The sequence below is a fragment of the Micromonospora sp. MW-13 genome, assembly GCF_003434305.1.
Classification (GTDB): Bacteria; Actinomycetota; Actinomycetes; order Mycobacteriales; family Micromonosporaceae; genus Micromonospora.
This window is the reverse complement of record NZ_QKKX01000089.1, coordinates 26,633-48,324: the sequence shown is the minus strand read 5'-3', so window position 1 is coordinate 48,324 and position 21,692 is coordinate 26,633. Positions and strand designations below refer to the sequence as shown.

At 72.4% G+C, this 21,692-nt stretch carries 20 protein-coding genes; 14 read left to right on the top strand and 6 right to left on the bottom strand.

Annotated elements, in window-relative coordinates; all coding sequences use genetic code 11:
- Positions 1 to 79 precede the first annotated feature (79 nt).
- The gene (locus C5N14_RS30490; RefSeq protein ID WP_117673226.1) at positions 80 to 1,270 is read right to left on the bottom strand and encodes a TDT family transporter; all 1,191 of its coding nucleotides are present in this window, start codon (positions 1,268 to 1,270) and stop codon (positions 80 to 82) included.
- A gap of 93 nt (positions 1,271 to 1,363) precedes the next feature.
- On the opposite strand from C5N14_RS30490, the gene C5N14_RS30485 reads away from it, so the two are divergent.
- On the top strand, positions 1,364 to 2,308 hold the full coding sequence (locus tag C5N14_RS30485) for a LysR family transcriptional regulator (RefSeq protein WP_117673224.1): 945 nt from the start codon (positions 1,364 to 1,366) through the stop codon (positions 2,306 to 2,308).
- A gap of 223 nt (positions 2,309 to 2,531) precedes the next feature.
- Here the strand turns inward: C5N14_RS30485 and C5N14_RS30480 are convergent, their stop codons facing one another.
- The 4 genes from C5N14_RS30480 to C5N14_RS30465 form a co-directional block, all read right to left on the bottom strand.
- Positions 2,532 to 3,401: a hypothetical protein gene (locus C5N14_RS30480; RefSeq protein ID WP_117673222.1), complete on the bottom strand. Its 870-nt coding sequence runs from the start codon at positions 3,399 to 3,401 to the stop codon at positions 2,532 to 2,534.
- Positions 3,391 to 3,903, bottom strand: coding sequence for a SigE family RNA polymerase sigma factor (locus C5N14_RS30475; protein ID WP_117673220.1), 513 nt, complete (start codon positions 3,901 to 3,903; stop codon positions 3,391 to 3,393). Before C5N14_RS30475 ends, C5N14_RS30480 begins: the two co-directional genes overlap by 11 nt.
- Positions 3,904 to 4,021: 118 nt before the next feature.
- On the bottom strand, positions 4,022 to 4,669 hold the full coding sequence (locus C5N14_RS30470) for a hypothetical protein (RefSeq protein ID WP_117673218.1): 648 nt from the start codon (positions 4,667 to 4,669) through the stop codon (positions 4,022 to 4,024).
- 288 nt (positions 4,670 to 4,957) lie between these two features.
- On the bottom strand, positions 4,958 to 6,586 hold the full coding sequence (locus tag C5N14_RS30465) for an FG-GAP and VCBS repeat-containing protein (RefSeq protein WP_117673217.1): 1,629 nt from the start codon (positions 6,584 to 6,586) through the stop codon (positions 4,958 to 4,960).
- Between the two features lie 499 nt (positions 6,587 to 7,085).
- On the opposite strand from C5N14_RS30465, the gene C5N14_RS30460 reads away from it, so the two are divergent.
- Positions 7,086 to 8,501, top strand: coding sequence for an FG-GAP and VCBS repeat-containing protein (locus tag C5N14_RS30460; protein ID WP_165878291.1), 1,416 nt, complete (start codon positions 7,086 to 7,088; stop codon positions 8,499 to 8,501).
- A 22-nt stretch (positions 8,502 to 8,523) separates the two neighbouring features.
- Here C5N14_RS30460 and C5N14_RS30455 read toward each other — a convergent pair whose 3' ends face one another.
- Positions 8,524 to 9,051 carry a DUF6244 family protein gene (locus C5N14_RS30455; protein ID WP_117673213.1) on the bottom strand — a complete coding sequence of 176 codons (528 nt, stop codon included), beginning with the start codon at positions 9,049 to 9,051 and terminating at the stop codon, positions 8,524 to 8,526.
- 806 nt (positions 9,052 to 9,857) lie between these two features.
- Here C5N14_RS30455 and C5N14_RS30450 point away from each other — a divergent pair.
- The 12 genes from C5N14_RS30450 to C5N14_RS30400 all read left to right on the top strand — a co-directional run bounded on the left by C5N14_RS30450 (position 9,858) and on the right by C5N14_RS30400 (position 21,684).
- Positions 9,858 to 10,898, top strand: coding sequence for a ParB N-terminal domain-containing protein (locus tag C5N14_RS30450; protein ID WP_207892945.1), 1,041 nt, complete (start codon positions 9,858 to 9,860; stop codon positions 10,896 to 10,898).
- A gap of 184 nt (positions 10,899 to 11,082) precedes the next feature.
- Positions 11,083 to 11,982: a hypothetical protein gene (locus C5N14_RS30445; RefSeq protein WP_128763710.1), complete on the top strand. Its 900-nt coding sequence runs from the start codon at positions 11,083 to 11,085 to the stop codon at positions 11,980 to 11,982.
- 265 nt (positions 11,983 to 12,247) lie between these two features.
- Entirely contained in the window at positions 12,248 to 13,720 is a 1,473-nt protein-coding gene (locus C5N14_RS30440) for an FAD-dependent monooxygenase (protein WP_117673207.1), read from the top strand.
- A 28-nt stretch (positions 13,721 to 13,748) separates the two neighbouring features.
- Entirely contained in the window at positions 13,749 to 14,078 is a 330-nt protein-coding gene (locus C5N14_RS30435; protein WP_117673205.1) for a TcmI family type II polyketide cyclase, read from the top strand.
- Positions 14,075 to 15,343, top strand: a complete 1,269-nt coding sequence (locus C5N14_RS30430; protein ID WP_128763709.1) for a beta-ketoacyl synthase — start codon at positions 14,075 to 14,077, stop codon at positions 15,341 to 15,343. Before C5N14_RS30435 ends, C5N14_RS30430 begins: the two co-directional genes overlap by 4 nt.
- Entirely contained in the window at positions 15,340 to 16,563 is a 1,224-nt protein-coding gene (locus C5N14_RS30425; RefSeq protein ID WP_117673201.1) for a ketosynthase chain-length factor, read from the top strand. Before C5N14_RS30430 ends, C5N14_RS30425 begins: the two co-directional genes overlap by 4 nt.
- Positions 16,564 to 16,587: 24 nt before the next feature.
- The gene (locus tag C5N14_RS30420) at positions 16,588 to 16,860 is read left to right on the top strand and encodes an acyl carrier protein (protein WP_117673199.1); all 273 of its coding nucleotides are present in this window, start codon (positions 16,588 to 16,590) and stop codon (positions 16,858 to 16,860) included.
- Positions 16,857 to 17,663 (top strand): 3-oxoacyl-ACP reductase FabG, encoded by an 807-nt coding sequence (gene fabG, locus C5N14_RS30415; RefSeq protein ID WP_117673197.1) that lies wholly within the window; start codon positions 16,857 to 16,859, stop codon positions 17,661 to 17,663. Before C5N14_RS30420 ends, fabG begins: the two co-directional genes overlap by 4 nt.
- Positions 17,664 to 17,708: 45 nt before the next feature.
- Positions 17,709 to 18,653 carry an aromatase/cyclase gene (locus C5N14_RS30410; protein WP_117673195.1) on the top strand — a complete coding sequence of 315 codons (945 nt, stop codon included), beginning with the start codon at positions 17,709 to 17,711 and terminating at the stop codon, positions 18,651 to 18,653.
- Positions 18,646 to 20,193, top strand: coding sequence for an FAD-dependent monooxygenase (locus C5N14_RS30405; RefSeq protein WP_128763708.1), 1,548 nt, complete (start codon positions 18,646 to 18,648; stop codon positions 20,191 to 20,193). Before C5N14_RS30410 ends, C5N14_RS30405 begins: the two co-directional genes overlap by 8 nt.
- A gap of 40 nt (positions 20,194 to 20,233) precedes the next feature.
- On the top strand, positions 20,234 to 20,995 hold the full coding sequence (locus C5N14_RS31885; protein ID WP_128763707.1) for an SDR family NAD(P)-dependent oxidoreductase: 762 nt from the start codon (positions 20,234 to 20,236) through the stop codon (positions 20,993 to 20,995).
- A gap of 104 nt (positions 20,996 to 21,099) precedes the next feature.
- Positions 21,100 to 21,684 carry an NADPH-dependent FMN reductase gene (locus C5N14_RS30400; RefSeq protein WP_117673193.1) on the top strand — a complete coding sequence of 195 codons (585 nt, stop codon included), beginning with the start codon at positions 21,100 to 21,102 and terminating at the stop codon, positions 21,682 to 21,684.
- Positions 21,685 to 21,692 lie beyond the last annotated feature (8 nt).

The window sequence follows — 21,692 nt, the reverse complement described above, 5'->3', positions numbered from 1 at the left end:
GCCGCAGTTGCGCCGCTGCCATACACATCAATGGCGAAGAACCGGCCGCAACCACTGCCCGGTCCGGTAGGTGCCGTCGTCACACCGTACGAGCATCGGGAACGCGGGCGAACAGGGTCCCGCGGAGGCTGCCTGTGGCGGTGCGGACGGCGACGGCGGCCCAGGCGGTGAGCAGACCGGCGTAGAAGATGACGGCGGCGGTGCGGAACATCGTCGAGCCGGTGTGCAGGGCGAGGCCCGAGGTGCCGGTGACGCAGGTGCCGACGGGGAAGGTGAACGACCACCAGGTCAGCGAGAACGGCAGGTGATCGCGGGCGGTCTTGATGGTGATGGCGGCGGCCAGGCCGGCCCAGAGCAGGGCGAAACCCCAGACGGGTATGCCGTAGACGACGCCGAACGCCTGCAGGGCGTGGGCGTACGGTCCGGGCAGGGCCTGAGCGGCGACGCCGCCGAGCAGGTTCGCCGCGGTGATCGACTGGCCGAGCGGCCCGAGCACGATCCACAGGGTCGGCACCATCCGCGCCGGTCCGATCTTGTGCAGGATGAGCCGGTTCCAGATCAGCGTGATCACGATGAGCGAGGCGATCAGACTGAGCCCGAACATGGCGTAGCAGGCCAGCACCAGGGTCATCCGAGCTTGCCCGGCGGGGGCGTAGGGCACGAGCAGAGCGCCGACCGAGGCCGACACCATCGGTGGCACCACGGGCATCAGCCATCCGCCGAACGCGCTGCGCTGGTCGACGCCTTCGTGGCGGGTGAACTGTAGGTAGGGCACCGCCGCGGCGGTGACCAGCCCGGTGATGGTGCCGGCGAACCACAGCACCCAGCCGATGCCGACCGCGGCGTTCAGGCCGATGACGTCGCGGCCCAGCAGCAGGGTGCCGGCGCCGACGGTGAGCATCGCCATCGGCGGGGCGCCGTAGAAGTGGGCCATGACCGGGTCGGCGTGGTGACCGCGAGCAGCCCGAGGGTGGCGCAGCCAGTGCGCCACCGTGGCGACGGTCAACCCGAGCAGCAGCAGCGCGGCGAGCGCCCAGACGACGGTGGCGAACAGCCGTAGGCCGGGGAGCCGCAGGGGCAGTGACGCCGCGGCCGTGGCCACGATGCCGGTACCCATGATCGACGCGTACCAGTTCGGTGTGAGGTTCGCCAGCACGTCGCGGGGATGGTCCAGGCTGCGCAGCAGTCCGAAGCGGGCGAACGGGTGCGGTCGTGGACGCCGCGGGGCGTTGTCGGCCTCGGCCGGTCTGGGCAACGTCGAAGTGGTCATGTCACCACGATCGTGCTGGCCAGGCCCGGCCGGTAGCGGGGTTGATGTTGTGAACCCACAAGCAAAGGTTGTGGGCGGGTACAATCTGGGTCTGTGGTGTTGAGTGCGCGGATGCCGGACCTGATGGCGTTGGAGGTGCTGCTCGCGGTGGCCCGCACCGGGAGTTTGAGCGCGGCCGGCCGGGAGATCGGGTTGACCCAGCAGGCGGTGTCCGCTCGGATGGCCGCGTTGGAGGCGCAGACCGGGGTGCGGCTGGCCGTCCGCACGACCCGCGGTGCCGATCTGACCCCGGCCGGGGTCGTCGTCGCGCAGTGGGCCGACCGCCTGGTCAGGGTCGCCCAGGAGGTCGATGCCGGTCTCGCGTCGTTACGCGAGGACACCCGCAGCCGGATCCGGGTCAGCGCCAGCCTGACGGTGGCCGAGCAGTTGCTGCCGAGTTGGCTGGTCAGCCTGCGGGCCGACACTCATCGTCGCGGCCAGACGCCGGTGCAGGTGGTGCTCGACGCCACCAACAGCGACCACGTCATCGAGCAGGTCCGTTCCGGTTGCGCCGATCTGGGTTTCGTCGAGGGGCCGGGCGTGCCCAAGGGGTTGGGTAGCCGGATCGTCGCGCATGACGAGTTGGTGCTGGTGGTGCCGCCGGATCATCGCTGGGCCCGGCGGGCGTCCAGGATCGAGGCTGACGAGCTGTGTGAGACCCCGCTCGTCACGCGGGAGGTCGGTTCCGGCACGCGGGAGTCCCTGGCCACCGCGCTACGGCAGGTGCTCGGCGGAACCAGGCGACAGGCGCCGCCTGCGCTGGAGTTGTCGACCACAGCCGCGGTGCGCGCGGCGGTTCTGGCCGGGGCCGGCCCGGCGGTGATCAGCCGCCTCGCCGTCGGCGACGACCTGCGGTCGGGCCGGCTGCGGCAAGTCGCGCTGGCGGGGCTCGACCTGCACCGGGAACTGCGGGCCGTCTGGACGGGCGGCCGTACACCGCCCGCCGGCGCCGTGCGCACCCTGCTGACCCACATCGGGGCCCTCGCCGCACACGACTGAGCCCCGCGATGCCGCCGTGCTCCGGAATGCCGAACGCCCCCGGCGCCGTCACGGCGGCCGGGGGCGTTCGGCGGGTCGGTTCAGACGATGACCTTGTACATGTTCCAGCCGGAGCCGAGCTTGACCCGGCCGCTCCAGCCCTTGTTGCCGTTGCTGAGGTACATGGCCCCGGTGCTGTCGATGCCGAGCAGGCCGCCGTGGCCGTCGCCGTCGAAGTCACCGATCAGTGTGGCGCGGGGCCGTTGTCGACGAACCGGAACACCGTGGTCAGGGGCGCGTCGCCGAGTTCTTCGAGGATCAGGCCCCGTTGGCTGGAGTGCTGGAGATAGGCGGACCGGTTGCTGATGGCGTAGGTCGGTTTGTCACCGTCCTGTCCACGGGGCTCGATCGAGAACTGCTGTCTCGGATCTGCCGGCGAGCACGGCGCCGCCACGATGGCGAGGGGGCCACTGCCCGCCGCCTGGACCTGCCAGCAGTGCCTGGTTCCGTCGGCGTCCGGCTCGGCGGTGCGGACCAGGTGGGTGCCGGATGCCTGCGGCACGAACACGAACAGGCTGCGGCCGTCGTCGCCGTCGACCTCGGCGAGACGACCGTCGTCGAGCAGGGACACCGCTGACTCCCATGCCGACGACCGTACGACGGCGAACTGGCGCTGTCCGAGCCGCAGCGGATCGGCGCTCGCGGAGGTCACCGGCGCGCTCGGGGTGATGTCCGTCGGCGCGGCCTCTGGCGGGTCGGCGGGCGAACTCGGGTCCGTGCCCGCCGGCTGCATGTCCGGGGAGTGCGTGGGCGGACTCGGGGTCGGGCCTGTCGGCCTGACGTCCGGGGAGTGCGCGGGGGCGCTCCCGGTCGGACCGGGCGGCCCGACGGGCAGAGTGGCGTGTGGTGCCCTGGTGAGGTGGGCCGCGGCGGCACCCACCCCCAGCATGCCCAGCAGGCTGACACCGAGCGCGGCAGTCGCGATCTGCCGGCGCCGCCGAAGCGTGTCGCCGCGCCGACGGACCTCGGAGACGGCGGCGAGCCGACTGACCTGCCGGGCATGCTGGGCCAACTCCCGCAGAGCCTCCTCGAGAGTGTGGTGGTCAGGCCTCATAGCTCCTCCCGCCCGTTGTCTGATGCCCGGCTCCGGTCAGGTGGGCGGCCAGGGCCCGGCGTCCGCGGGCAAGCCATGTCTTGACGGTGTTCGGGTTCGCGCGGGCCTCCGTGGCGATCTCGGCCACGCTGAGGCCGACCAGATGGTGCAGTACGACGACCCGGCGCTGCTCGGCGGGGATGCGCCGTAGCGCGTCGATGAGCGCGACGTGATCGACAGAGATCGCGTCGACGTGTTGCTCGACCGCCTCACGGCGGTGGGCCCGCAGGCGGTTGATCGCCTTGCGCCACGCGCTCACCGCGACCCGGTAGGCGACCTTGCGTACCCAGGCCTCCGGGCTGTCGTACTCCCGCACGGCGGTCCACCGGTCCCAGGCCCTGGCGTAGGCCTCGGCCACCGCGTCCTCGGCCTCGGTGCGATTGCCGATCATCGCGTACACCTGCCCCAGCACCCGCTGGGCCGACGAGGTGTAGAAGGCGTCGAACTCCTCGGCGTCACGCATTGATCAAGCTCTCCACCCGCCCGGTCGCATCCGTTCCCGCCTCACCTGCCGGGCAGCCGCCGCCGGCCCGGTCGGATCGGGTCGGCGCTTCCCGTCTGGCCCCGACCGGGCCGTACGGTCACCGGGCGGCAGGCGCGGGCCCGTTGTCGATGAACCGGAAGCTGCTCGTCGGCGGCGCGTCGCCCAACTCCTCCAGGATCAGGCCGGACCGCGACGAATGCCGCAGGTACGCCCCGCCAATGCTGATCAGGTAGGACTGCGTGCCACCGGTGTTCGTGGCGAGGATCTCGAACTGCTGGCGGGCGTCCTCCGCCTTGCAGGCGGCGGCCCGGACGATCAGCGGCTGCTGGTTGCCCGGGTTGTGCGCCCGCCAGCAGAGTGGCCCGGTGCTGGTCCTGGCGTACGCCTTGATCAGGAACTTCTGCCCGCCCAGCGGGGTCGGCACGAAGAGCTGCCGGCCGCTGTCGTCGTCGACCTCGGCCAGCCGGCCGGCGTCGGTCAGCGACAACCCCGACTCGAACGAGCCGACCCGTACCATCGTGACCTGACGCTTGCCCGTCAGCACCGGCGGGGTGGAACTCTTCGCCGCCGCCGGCTGCGACCCGAAGTCGGCCACCGAAGCGCTGGACGCCGGGGTCGCCGCGCCCGGCTCCGACGTGGCCGCCGACCCGCTCACCGCAACGGGCGAAGTGCCCGCCCCGCACGCCCCCAGAGCACCGGTCAGTACCACCAGCCCAGCACGGGCTAGCCACTGGTTGATCGACATGTCCCACTCCTTCGGTCGATGGTCCGGCCGGCCGGGATGGCCGCCTCGCTCATCCGTCGCGGTAGCCGTGACCGGCGAGCGATTCACTCTCGGGACGCCTGGACCGGAGGTGTGGTTTCAGATCTCGGCCGGGATTTTCGAAACGGTCGGCACGGTCGTCGCCGGCGGCCCGACCCGCTCACGGCACCGGCCGCCGTCCCGTCGCCGCCGGGGAATGGCTGAAATCATGGCAGAACGGTCCGGTGATCCCGGGCGCAGCGGCCGGTCCCGCCGGTCCGCCAACTCCCGTCAGCGGTGCAGAAGCGTGTGGCCGACGGTGTACGCCCCGAGGTCCGTGCCGGTCCACCGACCGACCGGCCGCAGAGCGGTGGCCGCCGATCCGGCGGCGGGCCGGCGTGCGCCGTAGTGGAGGTCCAGTTCGACCACCAGCCCGCTGTCGCCGTCGCGGCTGGTTCCGGTGAGCATGTCGAGCGGGCCGGTGCCGTCGAGATTGAGGATCGCGGTCGACTCGCCGAAATAGTCGTACGCCGCCACCGGGCCGAGACTGGTCACCCGCATGAGCCGCCACGACGGAGCCTGCGTCAGCATGACCGAGCCGGCGCCCGTCAGCCCCTGGGCGGTGCCAGGGAGGAGCAGTACCGCCCCCGCGTCCACCACTGCGCCCACGTCGTACTGCATCGCCCCGGTGAGCACGTCGGCGCGCCCGTCGCCGGTCACGTCCCCGGTCGACAGGCCGCCGCCGAAGTGCGAGTGCGGCGAGTCGCCCTTGACGTGGACCAGCGGATCGCCGGGGACTCCCGGGGTCTGCATGCTGACCGTCCTCGACCGCGCGACGTCCAGCCCGGCGGGGCTGCCCGGAACGTAGACGATGTAGCCCACCCAGCTACGGGGGGCACCCGCGACCAGATCGCCGTCCCCGTCCCCGTCGATGTCGGCGATGGACAGTTCGTCGCCCAGGGCGCCGATGCCCAGGCCGGCACCGGTGAAGGAGGTCACCGCGGTGGTCGTGACCCCGCCGGGACCGCCCGGCAGCAGCATGACGAGACCGCCCTCGATCGGGCCGCCGGACTCGCCCTCCTCCGGCGCGCTGACGGCGAGGTCGTCGTACCCGTCGCCGGTCATGTCGCCGATGGCGACCGCGGAGCCGAACATGTCAGTCGACTCGGCGTCACTCGGAACGCCGGGGGTGTCCTGGGTGAGCAGTTGGGCGCCGACGGTCGTGAGCCCCGTCGGGCTGCCGTACAGAACGGTGACCGAGCCCGCTGACGCCGCCCCGTTGACCGTCTCACCCGGGGAGCCGACGGCGAGGTCGTCCCGGCCGTCGCCGTTGACGTCCCCGGTGGCGAGCGCGGCCCCGAACCTGTCGTACCCGGCCATGTCGCCCGGTACGCCGTCGGTGTCCTGGGTGAGGTGCTGCGGCTGGTCGAGGCGGAGGCCGGTGGCACCCCCGTAGAAGATCCAGACACCACCGCCGAAGGCGACGCCGGAGGGAGCCACCTCACCGCGGTTGCCGACCACGAGGTCGGCGTAACCGTCGCCGTTGAAGTCGCCGGACGTCAACGTGTCGCCGAAGTTGGGCCGGGTGGGGGACGTGACCGGTGCGGAGATGTAGTCACGCTGCGGCAGGCCGGAGTAGGTGACGACGACCCCGTAACCGCCCCGGTACAGGTAGCCCCCCACGACCATCTCGTCCTTGCCGTCGCGGTCGAGGTCGAGAGACGAGGCCGCGGCGGTGACCGCGAGTTTCGTGGCGACCTTGCCCGAGGTGCCGACGCGCTGGACGACGATCCCGGCGCTGTCCCGGGTGACCTTGGCCGGGCGGGGCTTCGGCGGCGCTCCGGCGGCCGCCGTGGACAGCAGGCCCACGAGCGCCGCGACGCAGGCGGAAACCGTGCACCAGCGCACCCGAATGCCCATGATCTTCTCCCCGTGGTCGCCCAGCCGGGAACATGATGCCAGGACCGTCAACCCGGCGGGTCCCTTCCGGAGGACGATGGGACAGCATCACATCGAGGCGGTGCCCGTGGCTGCGCCTGCGCCCGGCAGCGTGGTGACAGCGGTTCGGGGATCCACTAGCCTCATCTCCCCCGACCACCCCTGACGAGGGAACTGCGTGAAGATCACCCGAGGAATTCGTGGGGCCGCCGCAGGAGTTCTGTCGCTGCTGAGTATTGCCGCCACGTCGGCGAGCGCCGCCAAGGAGGCGGAGCCTCGGCCCGAGCCGGTCCGGTCGACGAGCAGGACCGCTGACGTCCCCGTCGCAGCGGACGCCCGGAACCAACCGCGTGCACGTTTGCCACGGGAGTCGGCGACGGAGGCCGTGTCGCGTGGGACCATCGCCGGGCCGACCACGGCGGCCGGGCCCCCGGCCACGCCGGTGGCACCCGCCACCGTCCGCGCCAGGCCCAGGTTCGACATGGACGGTGACGGCAGGGACGAACTGGTGGTGGGCGCTTCCGCGAGCCCGGGCGGATTCGTCCTGCACGTTCGGTATTCCGGTTCGTCCCGCCAGGAGATCCTGACCGCGCCCGCCATCGCGGAGCCCAGGCATCGTCTGGCGCACCAGTTCACCGCGGGCGACTTCAACGGTGACGGCTTCCAGGACCTCGCGGTCGCCAGCTCCCGGATGCTCGCCCAGGGCGTCTTCGAGAACGGCATCTTCGTCTACGACGGCGGTTCCGGCGGGCTCGACCGCAGCAACGTGAAGTACCTGCCGGGCCTGCACGTCGGCGCCATCGCCGCAGGTGACCTCGACAACGACGGCCGGGACGACCTCGCCGTCAGTGACGGTGGCGCGACGCCGGACCGCGACGGCCCGTTCCGGGGCTCGGTGACGGTGCTGTCGGGCACCGAGGACGGTCTCACCAGGGACGGTGCGGTGGAGCTTCGTCAGGTGGTGCCCCGCTGGCAGGGCCTGGTGGAGGAGGAGTTCGGCACCCAGTTGGTGATCGGTGACTCCACCGGCGACGGCTACGACGACCTCGTTGTGAGCGGGTTCCGGCGCGGGACGACCGAATCCGACCGGCACGGCATCGTGACGCTCTTTCCCGGATCGGTGGGCGGGCCGAGCGTCGCCGGTGTCACGAAGATCGAGGGCCAGCGGGACACCCCCGGTCACACCCTTCAGGTCGACGTGATGGTGCTGTCGGACCTGGACCAGGACGGGCGTGCGGACCTCGTCCTCGGGGTTCCCCGGACATCGGGTGGCCTGGTCATCTATCTCCGTGGGGCAAGCTCCGGGCTCACCTGGGCTGGGCACCGGGTGATCGACCAGGAAACCCCGGGGGTTCCCGGTGAAGTGGACGACGACCCGACCGGCGGCCTCTTCGGCTACTCGCTCGCGACCGGCGACGCCACCGGCGACGGCATACCGGACCTGCTGGTCGGCGCGATGACGATGACCGTGGGAACGGTGCAGGACGCCGGTTCGGTGACGCTGATTCCCGGCACGCCGGCGGGACCGACCGGGGCCGGCTCGTTCGTCTACACCCAGAACGCCGTGGGATCGATCCGCAGGGCCGGTGCCGGCGTGATGAACGATCGCCCGGAACCCAACGACTACCTCGGGTCGTCCGTGGCGATTCTCGACCTGGACGGGACCGGTCCGCTGGAGATGTTCGCCGAGTCGAAGTACGAGGACATGTGGCAGCAGGCCCCCGGTGAGCCGTACGGGCTCATCACGACCCTGCGGCTCGACGGCCCCAGGAACCTGCGCGGCACGCCGCAGGCGCACTGGCTTCGCCTGGTGGCGGTGCGGCAGCAGCGGCCGGCGGACTTCCCGGATCCCGATGTCCGGATCGTGCACTTCGGCTACCGCCTGCTGGGGGGTTGAGCGGCCCGGCGGCCAGATCCGGTCAGTTTTCCGAGGAACCGAGCTGTCGTGCCTCGGCGATGGCCGCCTCGACGGACTGGCGGGCGACAGCGGTGCGCTGGACGACCAGCGTCAGGACCTGCCTGATGCTCTCCAGCGTCGACAGCATCGGGCCGGGTTGCCCGCCCTGGAGCACCAGGGTGGCGAGCTGCCGGGTCTCGCCGAGCTGACCGATGGTCCTGGTCGTGGTGTCGCGGACACCGTCGACGCTGCTCAAAACGGGGGTGAGCCCGGCGATGGTCTCCTGCGGGGTGGCCCGGTGGGGGACCGCCGCCGTGGTCTTCGTCGCCTCGCCCAGGGACGTGGCCAGCCCGTTCAGGGTGCCCTGGATCTCCGAGACCGCGGCCTGCACCCGGGTCATGCCGGCCGCGACGGCGGCGAAGCCGGCACCGGCGGCGCGCAGGGCCACCTCCTGCGCCTGCCTGTGGGCGGCGGCGGCCAGCCCCTGTGCGCGTTCGACGCCGGTGGTCAGCGCCCGCAGCTCACCGGTGATCTTCTCGACGTGCGACACGGGCGGGCTTCTCTCGATCGGGGGCGGCGAAGAGGTCGAACGTTGACGGTACCGATCAGCCGCCGCCCCCGCTGTCCACCGGGGGCTCCCGGAGTGGGCATCCGCCGCCGCATCCGTCACCACCGTGGCGTGGCTGCGAGCCTTCGTATCCGGGTGGAAGCGTCACGGCAACCCCACCCGGGGGCTGTGATAAGCGTCACGGTGCAGGTTTAGGACGCCTTTCGTATTCCCGCTCCTCTCGATTTGTGCCGAATGGGAATCCCAAGACGTTTGGCCCGGTCGCTCGACGTGCCGCGTTGTCCCTGCTGAACGCGCGGTCCAGGGCGTCGGCACGGCGGCCGAAAGGTGCCCGGGCGAGGGGAGTGGGGCGGAGGCCCGCAGGCGCGGGGCCGGCTGCGCCGGCCTGTCGGAGCGGTGCCGGGCCCACCGGAAGGTCTAGTCGATGCGCTGCTCAAGCCCGCGTTAAGAGCGCGTTAGGTATTGGTTGCCGCTAATGTTGCGTCAATATCACGACACTGCGGTGGCGTCCGGTGTGCACCCTCGTCCTCCTTTACAGCTACCGGTGGTCTACTTACAGTTGTCCGCGTCGCCTTTCGGTTGACGGTGAGTGACGGTGCGAGCTTCAGTGACGGTGGGGATCGAGGGCGATTCCCGCAAAACCGGTGGCGCCTGCCTGTCGATTAAGTAATTTTCTGGCAATGGCGTCAGGCGCCGCTCCGGTTCTGATATCTCGATATCCAGTTAATGCAGTTACGGGGGCCAGTGTGACGGACAAGTCTGCCTTATCGCCGAACCGGGGTTCGGAGTTGGTCGAGTGGGTCTCGCCGGTCCTGGACCGGCTGCCCGTCTCGCAGTCGGTCGAGCGGGTCGCGCTGGACCTGCTGGTCGCCTCGGACTCCCCACGGGTGGAGGGCGAGAATCCGGACTACGTGCGCGTACTCGTGGAGTCGGAGACGAGGTTCCCGCCGATCCTGGTACACCGGCCGACCCTGCGGGTCGTCGACGGGATGCACCGGGTGCGCGCGGCGGTGTCACGGGGCGACACGCACATCGACGTCCAGTTCTTCGAGGGCGACGCGAAGGAGGCCTTCGTCCTCGCGGTGGAACTCAACATCGCGCACGGGCTGCCGCTCTCGCTGGCCGACCGGACGGCTGCCGCCTACCGCATCATCGCCTCCCACCCGCAGTGGTCGGACCGGGTCATCGCCGCCACCACCGGGCTCGCGGCGAAGACGGTGGGGTCCATCCGGCGTCGTGCAACCGGGGAAAGCACGCAGTTGCACACGCGCCTCGGCCGGGACGGCCGGGTCCGGCCCCTGGACAGCGCCGAGGGCCGGCGGCGGGCGAGCGAGCTGATCGCGAAGCAGCCGGACGCGTCGCTGCGTACCATCGCCCGGGCGGCGGGCATCTCCCCGACCACCGTCCGCGACGTACGCCGCAGGATGAGCCGCGGCGACGATCCGGTGCCGCCCCCGCGGCGGAGCCCGAAGCGGCAACCGGCGGACGGCACGGAGGCGCGGGACGTCACCGCGACCACGGTCCGGAGCCGACGCGACCGCAACGCGATCTCGGCGAGCCTCCGCAACGACCCGTCCCTCCGCTTCAACGAGAAGGGCCGGCTCCTGCTCCGGATGCTCGCGGCGCTGAACATCAGCGGAGAGCAGTGGAACGAGCTGATCGACACGATCCCTCCGCACTCCATGCTTCTCGTCCACGGAGCGGCCGACGCCTGCGCGGAGACGTGGCGGGAGTTCGCGGAACACATCGAGCGCAGGATCCGTACCACCGGGCCGGCGGCGCGGGCGACCACGACGCAGGTCTCGTCGTCGGCCACCCGGCTCCCGTAGCCCCGGTCGTGGTCCTTCGGCCGGACCGGCGGCTCGCCCCGGTCCGGTGACAGCCGGCCGGATGCCAGCCGCCCCGACCCGCCCGGTCAGCCGGCGCGTCGGCGCGTCGGCGTCCCGACGGCGGAGAAGCACGCCCGTCGACCATCCGCCCCACGAGGGCGGGGAATTCAGGAGAGATGCCGAGATGAATCGAGAGTGCGAGATACCCGGGATCCTGGACGCGGTGTGCGTCGGGGCGGGGTGCCGGTCGCGCGAGGGCGCCGGCCGGCCGGCGGGGCTGGCCGAGGCGGACTCCCGGCTGTGCCCGTCGTGCCTGGCGAACGCCGAGCGGGACCTGCGCCTGCTCCCCGCCTTGTACGACGACTGCGGGCAGGCGCTGGGCGGCGGATCCGGCGCGCAGCACGAGCGCACCTCCGGCGGCGGGACGGTGCCGTCGATGCCGTTCAACCCGGTCGTCGCCGAGGCCCGGGCGACCATCGTCGGGGTGCTCGGATCGTGGGCCGGCCTGGTCGTCACCGAGCGCCGGGTCGGCCCACCGTCCCGGTCGGCCACCCCGCTGGCCCGGTTCCTCCTGCGACACCTCCGCTGGGTGGCGGCGCACCCGGCGGCGGCCGAGTTCAGCGAGGAGGTGGCGCAGCTCGTCCGCTCGGCGCGCCGAGCGGCGTACCCGGCACAGCTACGTCAGGTGCGGCTCGGGTCCTGCGTGGAGGTCGGCTGCACCGGCCAGCTCGTGGCCCACCTGCGCCCGCACGAGCCGTCACCGGCGGAGATCCGGTGTCGGGAGGACCCCCGGCACCGGTGGGCCGACCACCAGTGGCTGGAGCTCCACCGGCGGATGCGCCGGCCCGTCGCGGGAGACGCCGCCCCCGGCGCGGCGGCCACCGCCGTCCCGGGGGCGCGCTGGTTCACGGCCGCGGACATCGCCCGGCTCTGGCGGGTCCCGTCCGGCACGGTCTACCGGCTCGCCAGCGAGGAGCGGTGGGGCCGCCGCAGCCGGGCGGGCCGGACCACGTACCTAGCGGCCGACGTGACCAGGACGTTCGACCGGCGTGCCCGGCGAAGTGCGGACCGGACGGCACGGTAACGCCGGTGTGCATTGATTGATTGGACGTCTCTTGACGTCCGACGGTGAACCGAAGAAGCTGTATCCCAGCATCCGCCGCATTGGCCGTTGACCCGACGGAGAGTCGAGGATCCGCCAATTACCCGCACCCCGGGCGGCGTGGCCGAATTCGACGAATCACGGCGATGCGAAATCCGGTTTCCGGATATCTGATCCTCAACCGCGCCGGCCTAATGGGGCCCGGCAATTCCTGTCCGAGGATCTGACTGTCGATGAAGGAGAATCGATGGATGCTGCGGTCATTGTGGTGGGGGCCGGCCCGGCCGGCCTGATGCTCGCCGGGGAGCTGCGACTCGGCGGCGTGCCGGTGGTCGTCCTCGACCGGCTGGACCGACCGACCGGTGAGTCCCGGGGCCTGGGCTTCACCGCCCGGACGATGGAGGTGTTCGACCAGCGCGGCCTGCTGCCCCGGTTCGGGCCGATCGAGACGAGCCCGGTGGGCCACTTCGGCGGGCTGCCGGTGGACTTCAGCGTGCTCGACGGCGCGCACTTCGGCGCCAAGGGAGTGCCACAGGCGCGCACCGAGGCCGTGCTCACCGAGTGGGCCGTCGAGCTGGGTGCCGACATCCGGCGCGGCTGGGAGTTCGTCGGGTTCACCGAGCACGACGGGGGCGTCGAGGTGCAGGTGCGGACCCCGGCCGGACCGACGGCCCTGCGCGCGCAGTACCTGGTGGGCTGCGACGGCGGCCGGAGCACCGTCCGGAAGGCGGCCCGGTTCGACTTCCCCGGCACCGCGGCGACCATGGAGATGTTCCTCGCCGACGTGCAGGGCTGCGACCTGCGACCGCGCCCGATCGGGGAGTCCTTCCCGGGCGGCATGGTGATGGCCGGCCCGCTGGGCGACGGCGTGGACCGCATCATCGTCTGCGAGCGGGGCACCCCGCCGGCCCGGCGGACGACGCCGCCGAGCTTCGCCGAGGTCGCCGACGCCTGGCAGCGGCTGACCGGGGAGAGCATCCACCACGGCACCGGCCTGTGGGTCAGCGCCTTTGGTGACGCCACCCGGCAGGTCACGCAGTACCGCCGGGGCCGGGTGCTGATCGCCGGCGACGCCGCCCACATCCACCTGCCCGCCGGCGGGCAGGGGCTCAACGTCAGCGTCCAGGACTCGGTGAACCTCGGGTGGAAGCTGGCCGCCGTGGTCCGCGGCTCCGCCCCGCCGGAGCTGCTCGACACCTACCACGCCGAGCGCCACCCGGTCGGTGCGCGGCTGCTGATGAACACCCGGGCCCAGGGGCTGCTCTTCCTGCGCGGGGAGGAGATGCAGCCGCTGCGCGACGTGCTGACCGAGCTGATCGCGTACGACAGCGTGAGCCGGCACCTGGCGGGCATGGTGAGCGGCCTCGCCATCCAGTACGCGTTCGGCGAGGGCGACCATCCCCTGCTCGGCCGGCGGATGCCCCACCAGGAGCTGGTCGGCGAGGCCGGCAAGACCAGCACCACGGAGCTGCTGCACCCGGCCCGGGGCGTGCTGCTCGACCTCGCCGACGACGCGGAGCTGCGGGCCGCCGCGGCCGGCTGGGCGGACCGGGTGCAGATCGTGACCGCCGTGCCGCACGACGCCGACGCCCGCAGCCCCCTGAGCGGCACCGCGGCCGTCCTGATCCGGCCGGACGGGCACGTCGCCTGGACGGCCGGCGAACACTCCGGCCCGGGAGAGCTGCCCGCGGCGCTGGACCGATGGTTCGGCCCCGCCTGACCAGCCGCCACCGCAGGAAGGAAGAGGCATGTACAGCACCCTGATCGTGGCCCGCATGGCGCCGGAGTCGGCGTCTGCGGTCGGCCGGCTCTTCGAGGAGTTCGACAAGACCGACCTGCCGCACCGCATGGGCACCCGGCGGCGCGAACTCTTCGCGTACCGGGGACTGTATTTCCATCTCCAGGACTTCGATTCGGAAACCGGCGGCGAAGCCGTGGAGCAGGCGAAGTCGGACCCGTTGTTCGTTGCGATCAGTGAGGATCTCAAGCCGTTCATCGGAGCCTATGACCCGGCGACCTGGCGCTCGCCGAAGGACGCCATGGCGACTCGCTTCTACCACTGGAGGGAAAACACGTGAGACCTCGGGTAGTGATCACCGGTATCGGGGTTCTTGCACCGGGTGGGATCGGCGTCAAGGAATTCTGGGCCCTCCTGGGCGACGGCCGGACGGCAACCCGGCGGATCTCGCTCTTCGACCCCGCGCAGTTCCGCTCCCAGATCGCTGCGGAAATCGACTTCGACCCGTACCTGAGCGGGCTGACGCCTCAGGAGGTGCGGCGGATGGACCGGGCGGCGCAGCTCGCGCTGGTCGCCGCCCGCGAGGCGGTCGCGGACAGCGGGCTCGGCGTGGCGGAGCTGAACCCGCACCGGGTGGGGGTGACCGTCGGCAGCGCGGTCGGTGCCACGATGGGGCTCGACCAGGAGTACCGGGTGGTGAGCGACGGCGGTCGGCTGGACCTGGTCGACCACGAGTACGCCCCGCCGCACCTCTACAACCACTTCGTGCCCAGCTCGTTCGCGGCCGAGGTGGCGTGGGCGGTGGGCGCGGAGGGGCCGACCACCGTGGTCTCCACCGGCTGCACCTCCGGGCTCGACTCCGTCGGTCACGCCTGCGAGCTGATCCGGGAGGGCGCCGCCGACGTGATGATCGCCGGTGCCACGGACGCCCCGATCTCCCCCATCACCCTCGCCTGCTTCGACGCGATCAAGGCGACCAGCCCGCGCAACGACGACGCCGAGCACGCGTCGCGCCCCTTCGACGCCACCCGCAACGGCTTCGTGCTCGGCGAGGGCTCGGCCATCTTCGTGTTGGAGGAGTACCAGCACGCCCGCCGGCGCAGGGCGCACATCTACGCGGAGATCGCCGGCTTCGCGTCCCGGTGCAACGCGTTCCACATGACCGGCCTGCGCCCCGACGGGCGGGAGATGGCCGAGGCGATCCGGGCTGCGCTGGCCGAGGCCCGGGTCAACGCCGGCGACATCGACTACGTCAACGCGCACGGCTCCGGCACCAAGCAGAACGACCGGCACGAGACGGCCGCGTTCAAGCTGAGCCTGGGCCACCACGCGTACCGGACCCCGGTGAGTTCGATCAAGTCGATGATCGGCCACTCGCTGGGCGCCGTCGGCTCGATCGAGATCGCGGCCTCCGCGCTGGCGATCGAGACCGGGGTCGTCCCGCCCACCGCCAACCTGCACGAACCCGACCCCGAGTGCGACCTCGACTACGTGCCCCGCGTCGCCCGGTCGCAGCGCACCGACACCGTGCTGACCGTCGGCAGCGGCTTCGGCGGGTTCCAGAGCGCGATGGTGCTGACCCGGCCCGGCCGGAGCCGGAGGTGACCGCCCGGGCGGTGGTGACCGGGATCGGCGTCACCGCGCCGAACGGGCTCGGGACCGCCGCGTACTGGGCGGCCACCCTGCGCGGCGAGAGCGCCATCCGCCCGGTCTCCCGCTTCACCCCCGACCGGTACCCGGCCCGGCTGGCGGGGGAGATCCGCGGGTTCTCCGCCGCGGAACACCTGCCCGGCCGGCTGCTGCCGCAGACCGACCGGATGACCCAGCTGGCGCTGGTCGCCACCGACTGGGCGCTGGCCGACGCCGGGGTTCGCGCGGGCGACCTGCCCGAGTACGACATGGGCGTGGTGACCGCCAGCTCGTCGGGCGGCTTCGAGTTCGGGCAGGGCGAGCTGCGCAACCTGTGGAGCCAGGGCAGCCAGTACGTCAGCGCGTACCAGTCGTTCGCGTGGTTCTACGCGGTGAACACGGGCCAGATCTCCATCCGCAACGGGATGCGTGGCCCGTGCGGCGCGCTGGTCAGCGACCAGGCGGGCGGGTTGGACGCGGTGGCTCAGGCGCGCCGGCACGTCCGACAGGGCACCCGGTTGATGATCACCGGCGGGGTCGACGCCTCGATCTGTCCGTGGGGCTGGGTGGCCCAGCTCGCCAGCCGGCGACTGAGCACGAGCGAGCAGCCGGACCGCGCGTACCTGCCGTTCGACGCCGGGGCCTGCGGGCACGTGCCGGCCGAGGGCGGGGCGCTGCTCGTCGTGGAGGACGCCGACTCGGCCCGCGACCGGGGGGCGGCCACCGTCTACGGCGAGATCGCCGGGTACGGCACCACCTTCGACCCGCACCCGGACAGCGGCCGGGAGCCGGGGATGCGGCGGGCGATCGAGCTGGCGCTGGCCGACGCCGGGCTGGCTCCCGACGACGTCGACGTCGTGTTCGCCGACGCGGCCGGCGTGCCGGAGCAGGACCGGATCGAGGCCGCCGCGATCGCGGCGGTGTTCGGGCCGCTCGGGGTGCCGGTGACGGCCCCCAAGACGATGACCGGCCGGCTCTGCTCCGGGGCGGGCGCGCTGGACGTCGTGACCGCGTTGCTCGCCGTCCGGGACAGCGTGGTCCCACCCACCGTGCACGTCACGCCCGCCGCGGAGCACGGCCTCGACCTGGTGACCGAACGCCCCCGGCGGCTGCCGGTCCGGGCCGCACTGGTGCTGGCCCGCGGCTACGGCGGCTTCAACTCCGCGGTGGTCGTTCGCAGTCCGCATCCGCAGTAGCACCCGTTCAGAGAGGACGACCCGATGGCCGACGAGTTCACGATCGAAGACCTGCGGCGCATCCTGCGCGCCGCGGCCGGTGCCGACGAGGGCACCCACCTAACCACCGACATCCACGACGCCGCGTTCGACGAGCTGGGGTACGACTCGCTTGCCCTGCTCGAGACCGGCAGCCGGATCGAGCGGGAGTACGGCATCTCGCTCGATGACAGCACCGTCATCGAGGCGCGTACCCCGCGGGTCCTGCTCGCCGCCGTCAACGCCCGGCTGTCGATCGAGAAGCGGCTGGTCAAGTGACCGCCCGGGAGGAGGAGTCGGCGCAGCGCCGCGGACGGGTGGCGCTGGTGACCGGCGCGACCAGCGGTATCGGCCTCGCGGTCACCGAGCAGTTGGCCGCCGCCGGGCACCAGGTGTTCATCTGCGCCCGGAACGCGGACAAGGTCGCGTCCACCGCCAAGGAACTGCGCCAGCGGGGCTTCGACGTCGACGGGACGGCCTGCGACGTCCGGTCCGGCGCCGAGATCGAGGACTTCGTCGGCGCCGCCGTCAGCCGCTACGGGACGGTCGGGATCCTGGTGAACAACGCCGGCCGCAGCGGCGGCGGGGTGACCGCCGACATCGCCGACGACCTCTGGATGGACGTGATCAACACGAACCTGAACAGCGTCTTCCTCATGTCCCGAGCGGTGCTCAACACCGGCCGCATGCGGGACGGCGGGTGGGGCCGCATCATCAACATCGCCTCGACCGCCGGGAAGCAGGGCGTCGTGCTGGGTGCCCCGTACTCGGCGTCCAAGCACGGCGTCGTCGGGTTCACCAAGGCGCTCGGCAACGAGTTGGCACCCACCGGCATCACCGTCAACGCGGTGTGTCCCGGCTACGTCGAGACGCCGATGGCCCAGCGGGTCCGGCAGGGCTACGCGGGCGCCTGGAACGTCTCCGAGGACGACGTCATGAAGCGGTTCCAGGCCAAGATCCCGCTGGGCCGCTACTCGACCCCCGAGGAGGTCGCCGGCATGGTCGGCTACCTGGCCTCGGAGACCGCCGCTTCGATCACCGCCCAGGCCATCAACGTCTGCGGTGGCCTGGGCAACTTCTGACGGGCCGGGCGCCGTCCCGCACCGCCGCGACCGAGGAGAACGAGCATGCCTGAACAGCACCAGAGGACGGTCGAGCACGAGATCGAGATCGCGGTCCCCGCCGCCGTGGCGTACCGGCTGATCGTCGACGTGGAGAACTGGCCCCGGCTCTTCCCGCCGACCGTGCACGTCGACCACGTCGAGCGGTCCGACCGGGAGGAACGGATCCGGATCTGGGCCACGGCGAACGGCGAGCCGAAGAGTTGGACCTCGCGCCGTCGGTTGGACCCCGACAACCTGCGGGTCGACTTCCGCCAGGAGGTGTCGACGCCGCCGGTGGGCGCGATGGGCGGCGCCTGGCTGATCGAGCCGGTCGGCGGGGACCGGTGCCGGGTCCGGCTGCTGCACGACTACCGGGCCGTCGACGACGACCCCGAGAAACTGGCCTGGATCGACCGGGCGGTCGACCGGAACAGCACGGCCGAGCTCGCCGCGCTGAAGGCGAACGCGGAGCTGGTCGAGGACGGCACCGGACGGCTGCTCGTCTTCGACGACACCGTCCGGATCGACGCGCCGGCCAAGGCGGTCTACGACTTCGTCAACGAGGCCGACCGCTGGTCGGACCGGCTGCCGCACGTCGCCCGGGTGTCGTTGCGTGAGGACACCCCCGGTCTCCAACTGCTGGAGATGGAGACCCTGACGAAGGACGGGTCCACCCACACCACCACCTCGGTGCGGGTGTGCTTCCCGCACGAGCGGATCGTCTACAAGCAGATCCAGGTGCCCGCCCTGATGACCCTGCACACCGGGCACTGGCTGTTCGAGAGCGTGCCGGGCGGCGTGGCCGTCACCTCCCGGCACACCGTCGTGATCAACGAGGCGAACATCGCCCGGGTGCTCGGCCCGGAGGCGGGGGTCGCGGAGGCCCGGAGCTTCGTGCGCAACGCGTTGAGCACGAACAGCCTGGCCACCCTGCGGCACGCCAAGGAGCACGCCGAGCGCGATGGCTGAGCCGGCGGCGGGCGGTGGCCCCTGGGGCGGGCGCGCCCCGGACCGGGACCGGCGGGACGCCGACGTGATCGTGGTCGGCGCCGGGCCGGTGGGCCTGCTGCTCGCCGGGGAGCTGCGGCTCGGCGGGGCGCGGGTGGTCGTCCTGGAACGGCTCGGGGCGCCCACCGGCGAGTCGCGGGCGACGCACCTGAACGCCCGGACCATGGAGGTGCTGGACCAGCGCGGGCTGCTCGGCCGGCTGGGCCCGGTCGAGTGCGACCGGACGAGCCACTTCGGAGGCGTCCCGGTGGACCTCGGCCACCTGCCCAGCCGGCATGCCGGGCTCTGGCGGGTCCGGCAGCCACTCGTCGAGTCGGTGCTGGAGGAGTGGGCCAGCGAACTCGGCGCCGAGGTCCGGCGCGGGCACGAGCTGCGCGACCTGACCGTCACCCGGTCCGCCGTGCTGGCCGAGGTGGACGGCCCGTCCGGGCCGCTCCGGCTGCGGGCGGACTATCTGGTCGGTTGCGACGGCGAGGAGAGCACGGTACGCCGGCTGGCCGGCTTCGAGCTGGCCGGTTCGGCCGCCGACCGGCTGCTCTACCGGGCGGACCTGGCGGGCGTCGACCTCGGCGAGCGGCGGCTGCGCCGCTACCCGCAGGGGCTGGCCACCGCGGCGCGCCGGGACGACGGCACCACCCGGATCATGGTGCACGAGTTCGGCCGCCCGCCGGCACGTGTCGGGCGACGCCCCTCCTTCGACGAGGTGGCGGCGGTCTGGCGCCGGGTCACCGGCGAGGACGTCGCCGGGGGCCGGCCGGTGTGGCTCGACTCGTTCGACGACGCGAGTCGCCAGGTCACCCGGTACCGCCGGGGCCGGGTGCTGCTCGCGGGCGACGCCGCGCACGTGCAGATGCCGGTCGGCGGCCAGGCCATCAACCTGGGGCTCCAGGACGCCGCCAACCTCGGCTGGAAGCTCGCCGCCCAGGTGCGGGGGTGGGCCTCCCCGGGGCTGCTGGACAGCTACCACGACGAGCGGCACCCGGTCGGCGCCCGCACGCTCAGGGACGTCCGGGCCCAGTCGCTGCTGCTCTTCGGCGGTCCCGAGGTGGACGCGATGCGCGGGGTGCTGACCGAGCTGCTGGGCACCCCCGACGCGCGGCGGCACATGGCCGCCGCGATCAGCGGCCTCGACGTGCGGTACCCGATCGGCCGGCAGCCCCACCCGCTGGTCGGCCACCGGATCTCGCACTGTGTGCTGCTCACCGCCGGTGGCTGGTCGAGTACGACGGCGCTGCTCCAGCCGGCGCGGGGCGTGCTCGTCTGCGTCGCGGCCGGCCGGCGGCAGGCCGACCGGCTCCGGGACGCGGCGGCGGGCTGGGCCGGCCGGGTACGGGTGCTGACCGCCCGGGCCGACCGCAGCAGCACGCTGCACGAGGAGCGGGCGGTCCTGCTCCGCCCGGACGGGCACGTGGCCTGGAGCGCGGCCGGCGGTGGCCGGCTCCTGGTCGCCCTGCACCGCTGGTTCGGCGCGCCCGGGACCGGGCCGCTGCCGGTGGACTGACGCCAAGACCCATTCGAGATCGACCAACTGGAGGAAGACAGTGCAGAAGCTGGCCGGCAAGACGGCTCTGGTGACCGGCGCGAGCCGGGGGATCGGTCGCGGCATCGCCGAGCGCCTCGGGCGGGACGGCGCTCTGGTGGCCGTGCACTACCAGAGCAACCAGGACGCGGCGGAGCAGGTGGTGGCGGCCATCGGGGCGACGGGCGGCCGGGCCTTCCCGGTCCGCGCCGAGCTGGGCGTGCCCGGCGACGTGGACATCCTCTTCGAGGGCCTACAGGCGGGGCTCAAGGAGCACACCGGCGGCAGCACGCTGGACATCGTGGTGAACAACGCCGGCATCATGGGCGGGACCGCGCCCGAGGAGATCACCCCCGAGCAGGTCAACCGCCTGCTGGCGGTGAACGCCACGGCGCCGCTGTTCATCGTCCAGCGGGCGCTGCCGCTCCTGCCGGAGGGGGGCCGGGTCATCAACGTCTCGTCGGCGCTGACCCGGATGGCGCTGCCACAGGAGCTGGCGTACGCGATGTCCAAGGCCGCGCTGGAGATGCTCGGCCTGCACCTGGGTCGCCACCTGGCGCCCCGCGGCATCACCGTCAACACCGTCGCGCCCGGCATCACGGACAACGGCAGCGAGATGCTCCAGGTCCCCGAGGTGCGCGAGGCGATGGCGAAGACGAACGCGTTCGGCCGAATGGGCGAGCCGGCGGACATCGCCGACGCGGTGGCCTTCCTGGCCTCCGCGGACGGCCGCTGGCTCACCGGCTGCGTGCTGGACGTCAGCGGCGGAACGCTCCTCATGTAAGGGCGACGATGCCTTGACCACAACATAGGTTGAGGTCATAGCGTCGGTGTTGCCGCCGGTACTCCACACCGCGGCTGGCCTGCATCGACGCTGAGAGGACAATCATGTCGACCGAACCGATCCGCCTCGCCCTGATCATCGGCAGCACCCGGGAGGGGCGATTCGGCCCGACTGTCGCCCGATGGTTCCTCAACCAGGCGAAGCAGCGGGACGACTTCGAGGTCGACGTCGTCGACCTCGCCGAGCACGACCTGCCCACCGTGATCACCACCCAGCCGACCCCCGAGGGAGGGAAGGCCCTGGGCGAGGTCATGCCCCGCATCGAGGCCGCGGACGCCTTCGTGATCGTCACGCCCGAGTACAACCACAGCTTCCCGGCGTCGCTGAAGAACGCCATCGACTGGCACTCCACCCAGTGGCACGCCAAGCCGGTGGGCTTCGTCTCGTACGGCGGGCTCTCCGGGGGCCTGCGGGCCGTCGAGGCGCTCCGCCTGGTCTTCGCCGAGCTGCACGCGGCCACCGTCCGGGCGACGGTCAGCTTCCACGGCGCGTGGGAGCAGTTCGGCCCGGACGGTGAGCCGATCGATCCCGAGGGCTGCAACACGGCCGCCAAGTACATGCTCGACCAGCTCGGCTGGTGGGCCACGACGCTGCGCGAGGGGCGTGAGCGTCGACCGTACGTTTCGTGATCCGGCGG

What these genes read in the sequence shown, in the direction of transcription:
- C5N14_RS30490 (WP_117673226.1), bottom strand. Translation starts at nt 1,270, where the DNA reads ATGACCACTTCGACGTTGCCCAGACCGGCCGAGGCCGACAACGCCCCG.
- C5N14_RS30400 (WP_117673193.1), top strand. Translation starts at nt 21,100, where the DNA reads ATGTCGACCGAACCGATCCGCCTCGCCCTGATCATCGGCAGCACCCGG.
- C5N14_RS30410 (WP_117673195.1), top strand. Translation starts at nt 17,709, where the DNA reads ATGCCTGAACAGCACCAGAGGACGGTCGAGCACGAGATCGAGATCGCG.
- C5N14_RS30465 (WP_117673217.1), bottom strand. Translation starts at nt 6,586, where the DNA reads ATGGGCATTCGGGTGCGCTGGTGCACGGTTTCCGCCTGCGTCGCGGCG.
- C5N14_RS30460 (WP_165878291.1), top strand. Translation starts at nt 7,086, where the DNA reads ATGGACGGTGACGGCAGGGACGAACTGGTGGTGGGCGCTTCCGCGAGC.
- C5N14_RS30405 (WP_128763708.1), top strand. Translation starts at nt 18,646, where the DNA reads ATGGCTGAGCCGGCGGCGGGCGGTGGCCCCTGGGGCGGGCGCGCCCCG.
- C5N14_RS30445 (WP_128763710.1), top strand. Translation starts at nt 11,083, where the DNA reads ATGAATCGAGAGTGCGAGATACCCGGGATCCTGGACGCGGTGTGCGTC.
- C5N14_RS30420 (WP_117673199.1), top strand. Translation starts at nt 16,588, where the DNA reads ATGGCCGACGAGTTCACGATCGAAGACCTGCGGCGCATCCTGCGCGCC.
- C5N14_RS30470 (WP_117673218.1), bottom strand. Translation starts at nt 4,669, where the DNA reads ATGTCGATCAACCAGTGGCTAGCCCGTGCTGGGCTGGTGGTACTGACC.
- C5N14_RS30475 (WP_117673220.1), bottom strand. Translation starts at nt 3,903, where the DNA reads ATGCGTGACGCCGAGGAGTTCGACGCCTTCTACACCTCGTCGGCCCAG.
- C5N14_RS30435 (WP_117673205.1), top strand. Translation starts at nt 13,749, where the DNA reads ATGTACAGCACCCTGATCGTGGCCCGCATGGCGCCGGAGTCGGCGTCT.
- C5N14_RS30480 (WP_117673222.1), bottom strand. Translation starts at nt 3,401, where the DNA reads ATGAGGCCTGACCACCACACTCTCGAGGAGGCTCTGCGGGAGTTGGCC.
- C5N14_RS30440 (WP_117673207.1), top strand. Translation starts at nt 12,248, where the DNA reads ATGGATGCTGCGGTCATTGTGGTGGGGGCCGGCCCGGCCGGCCTGATG.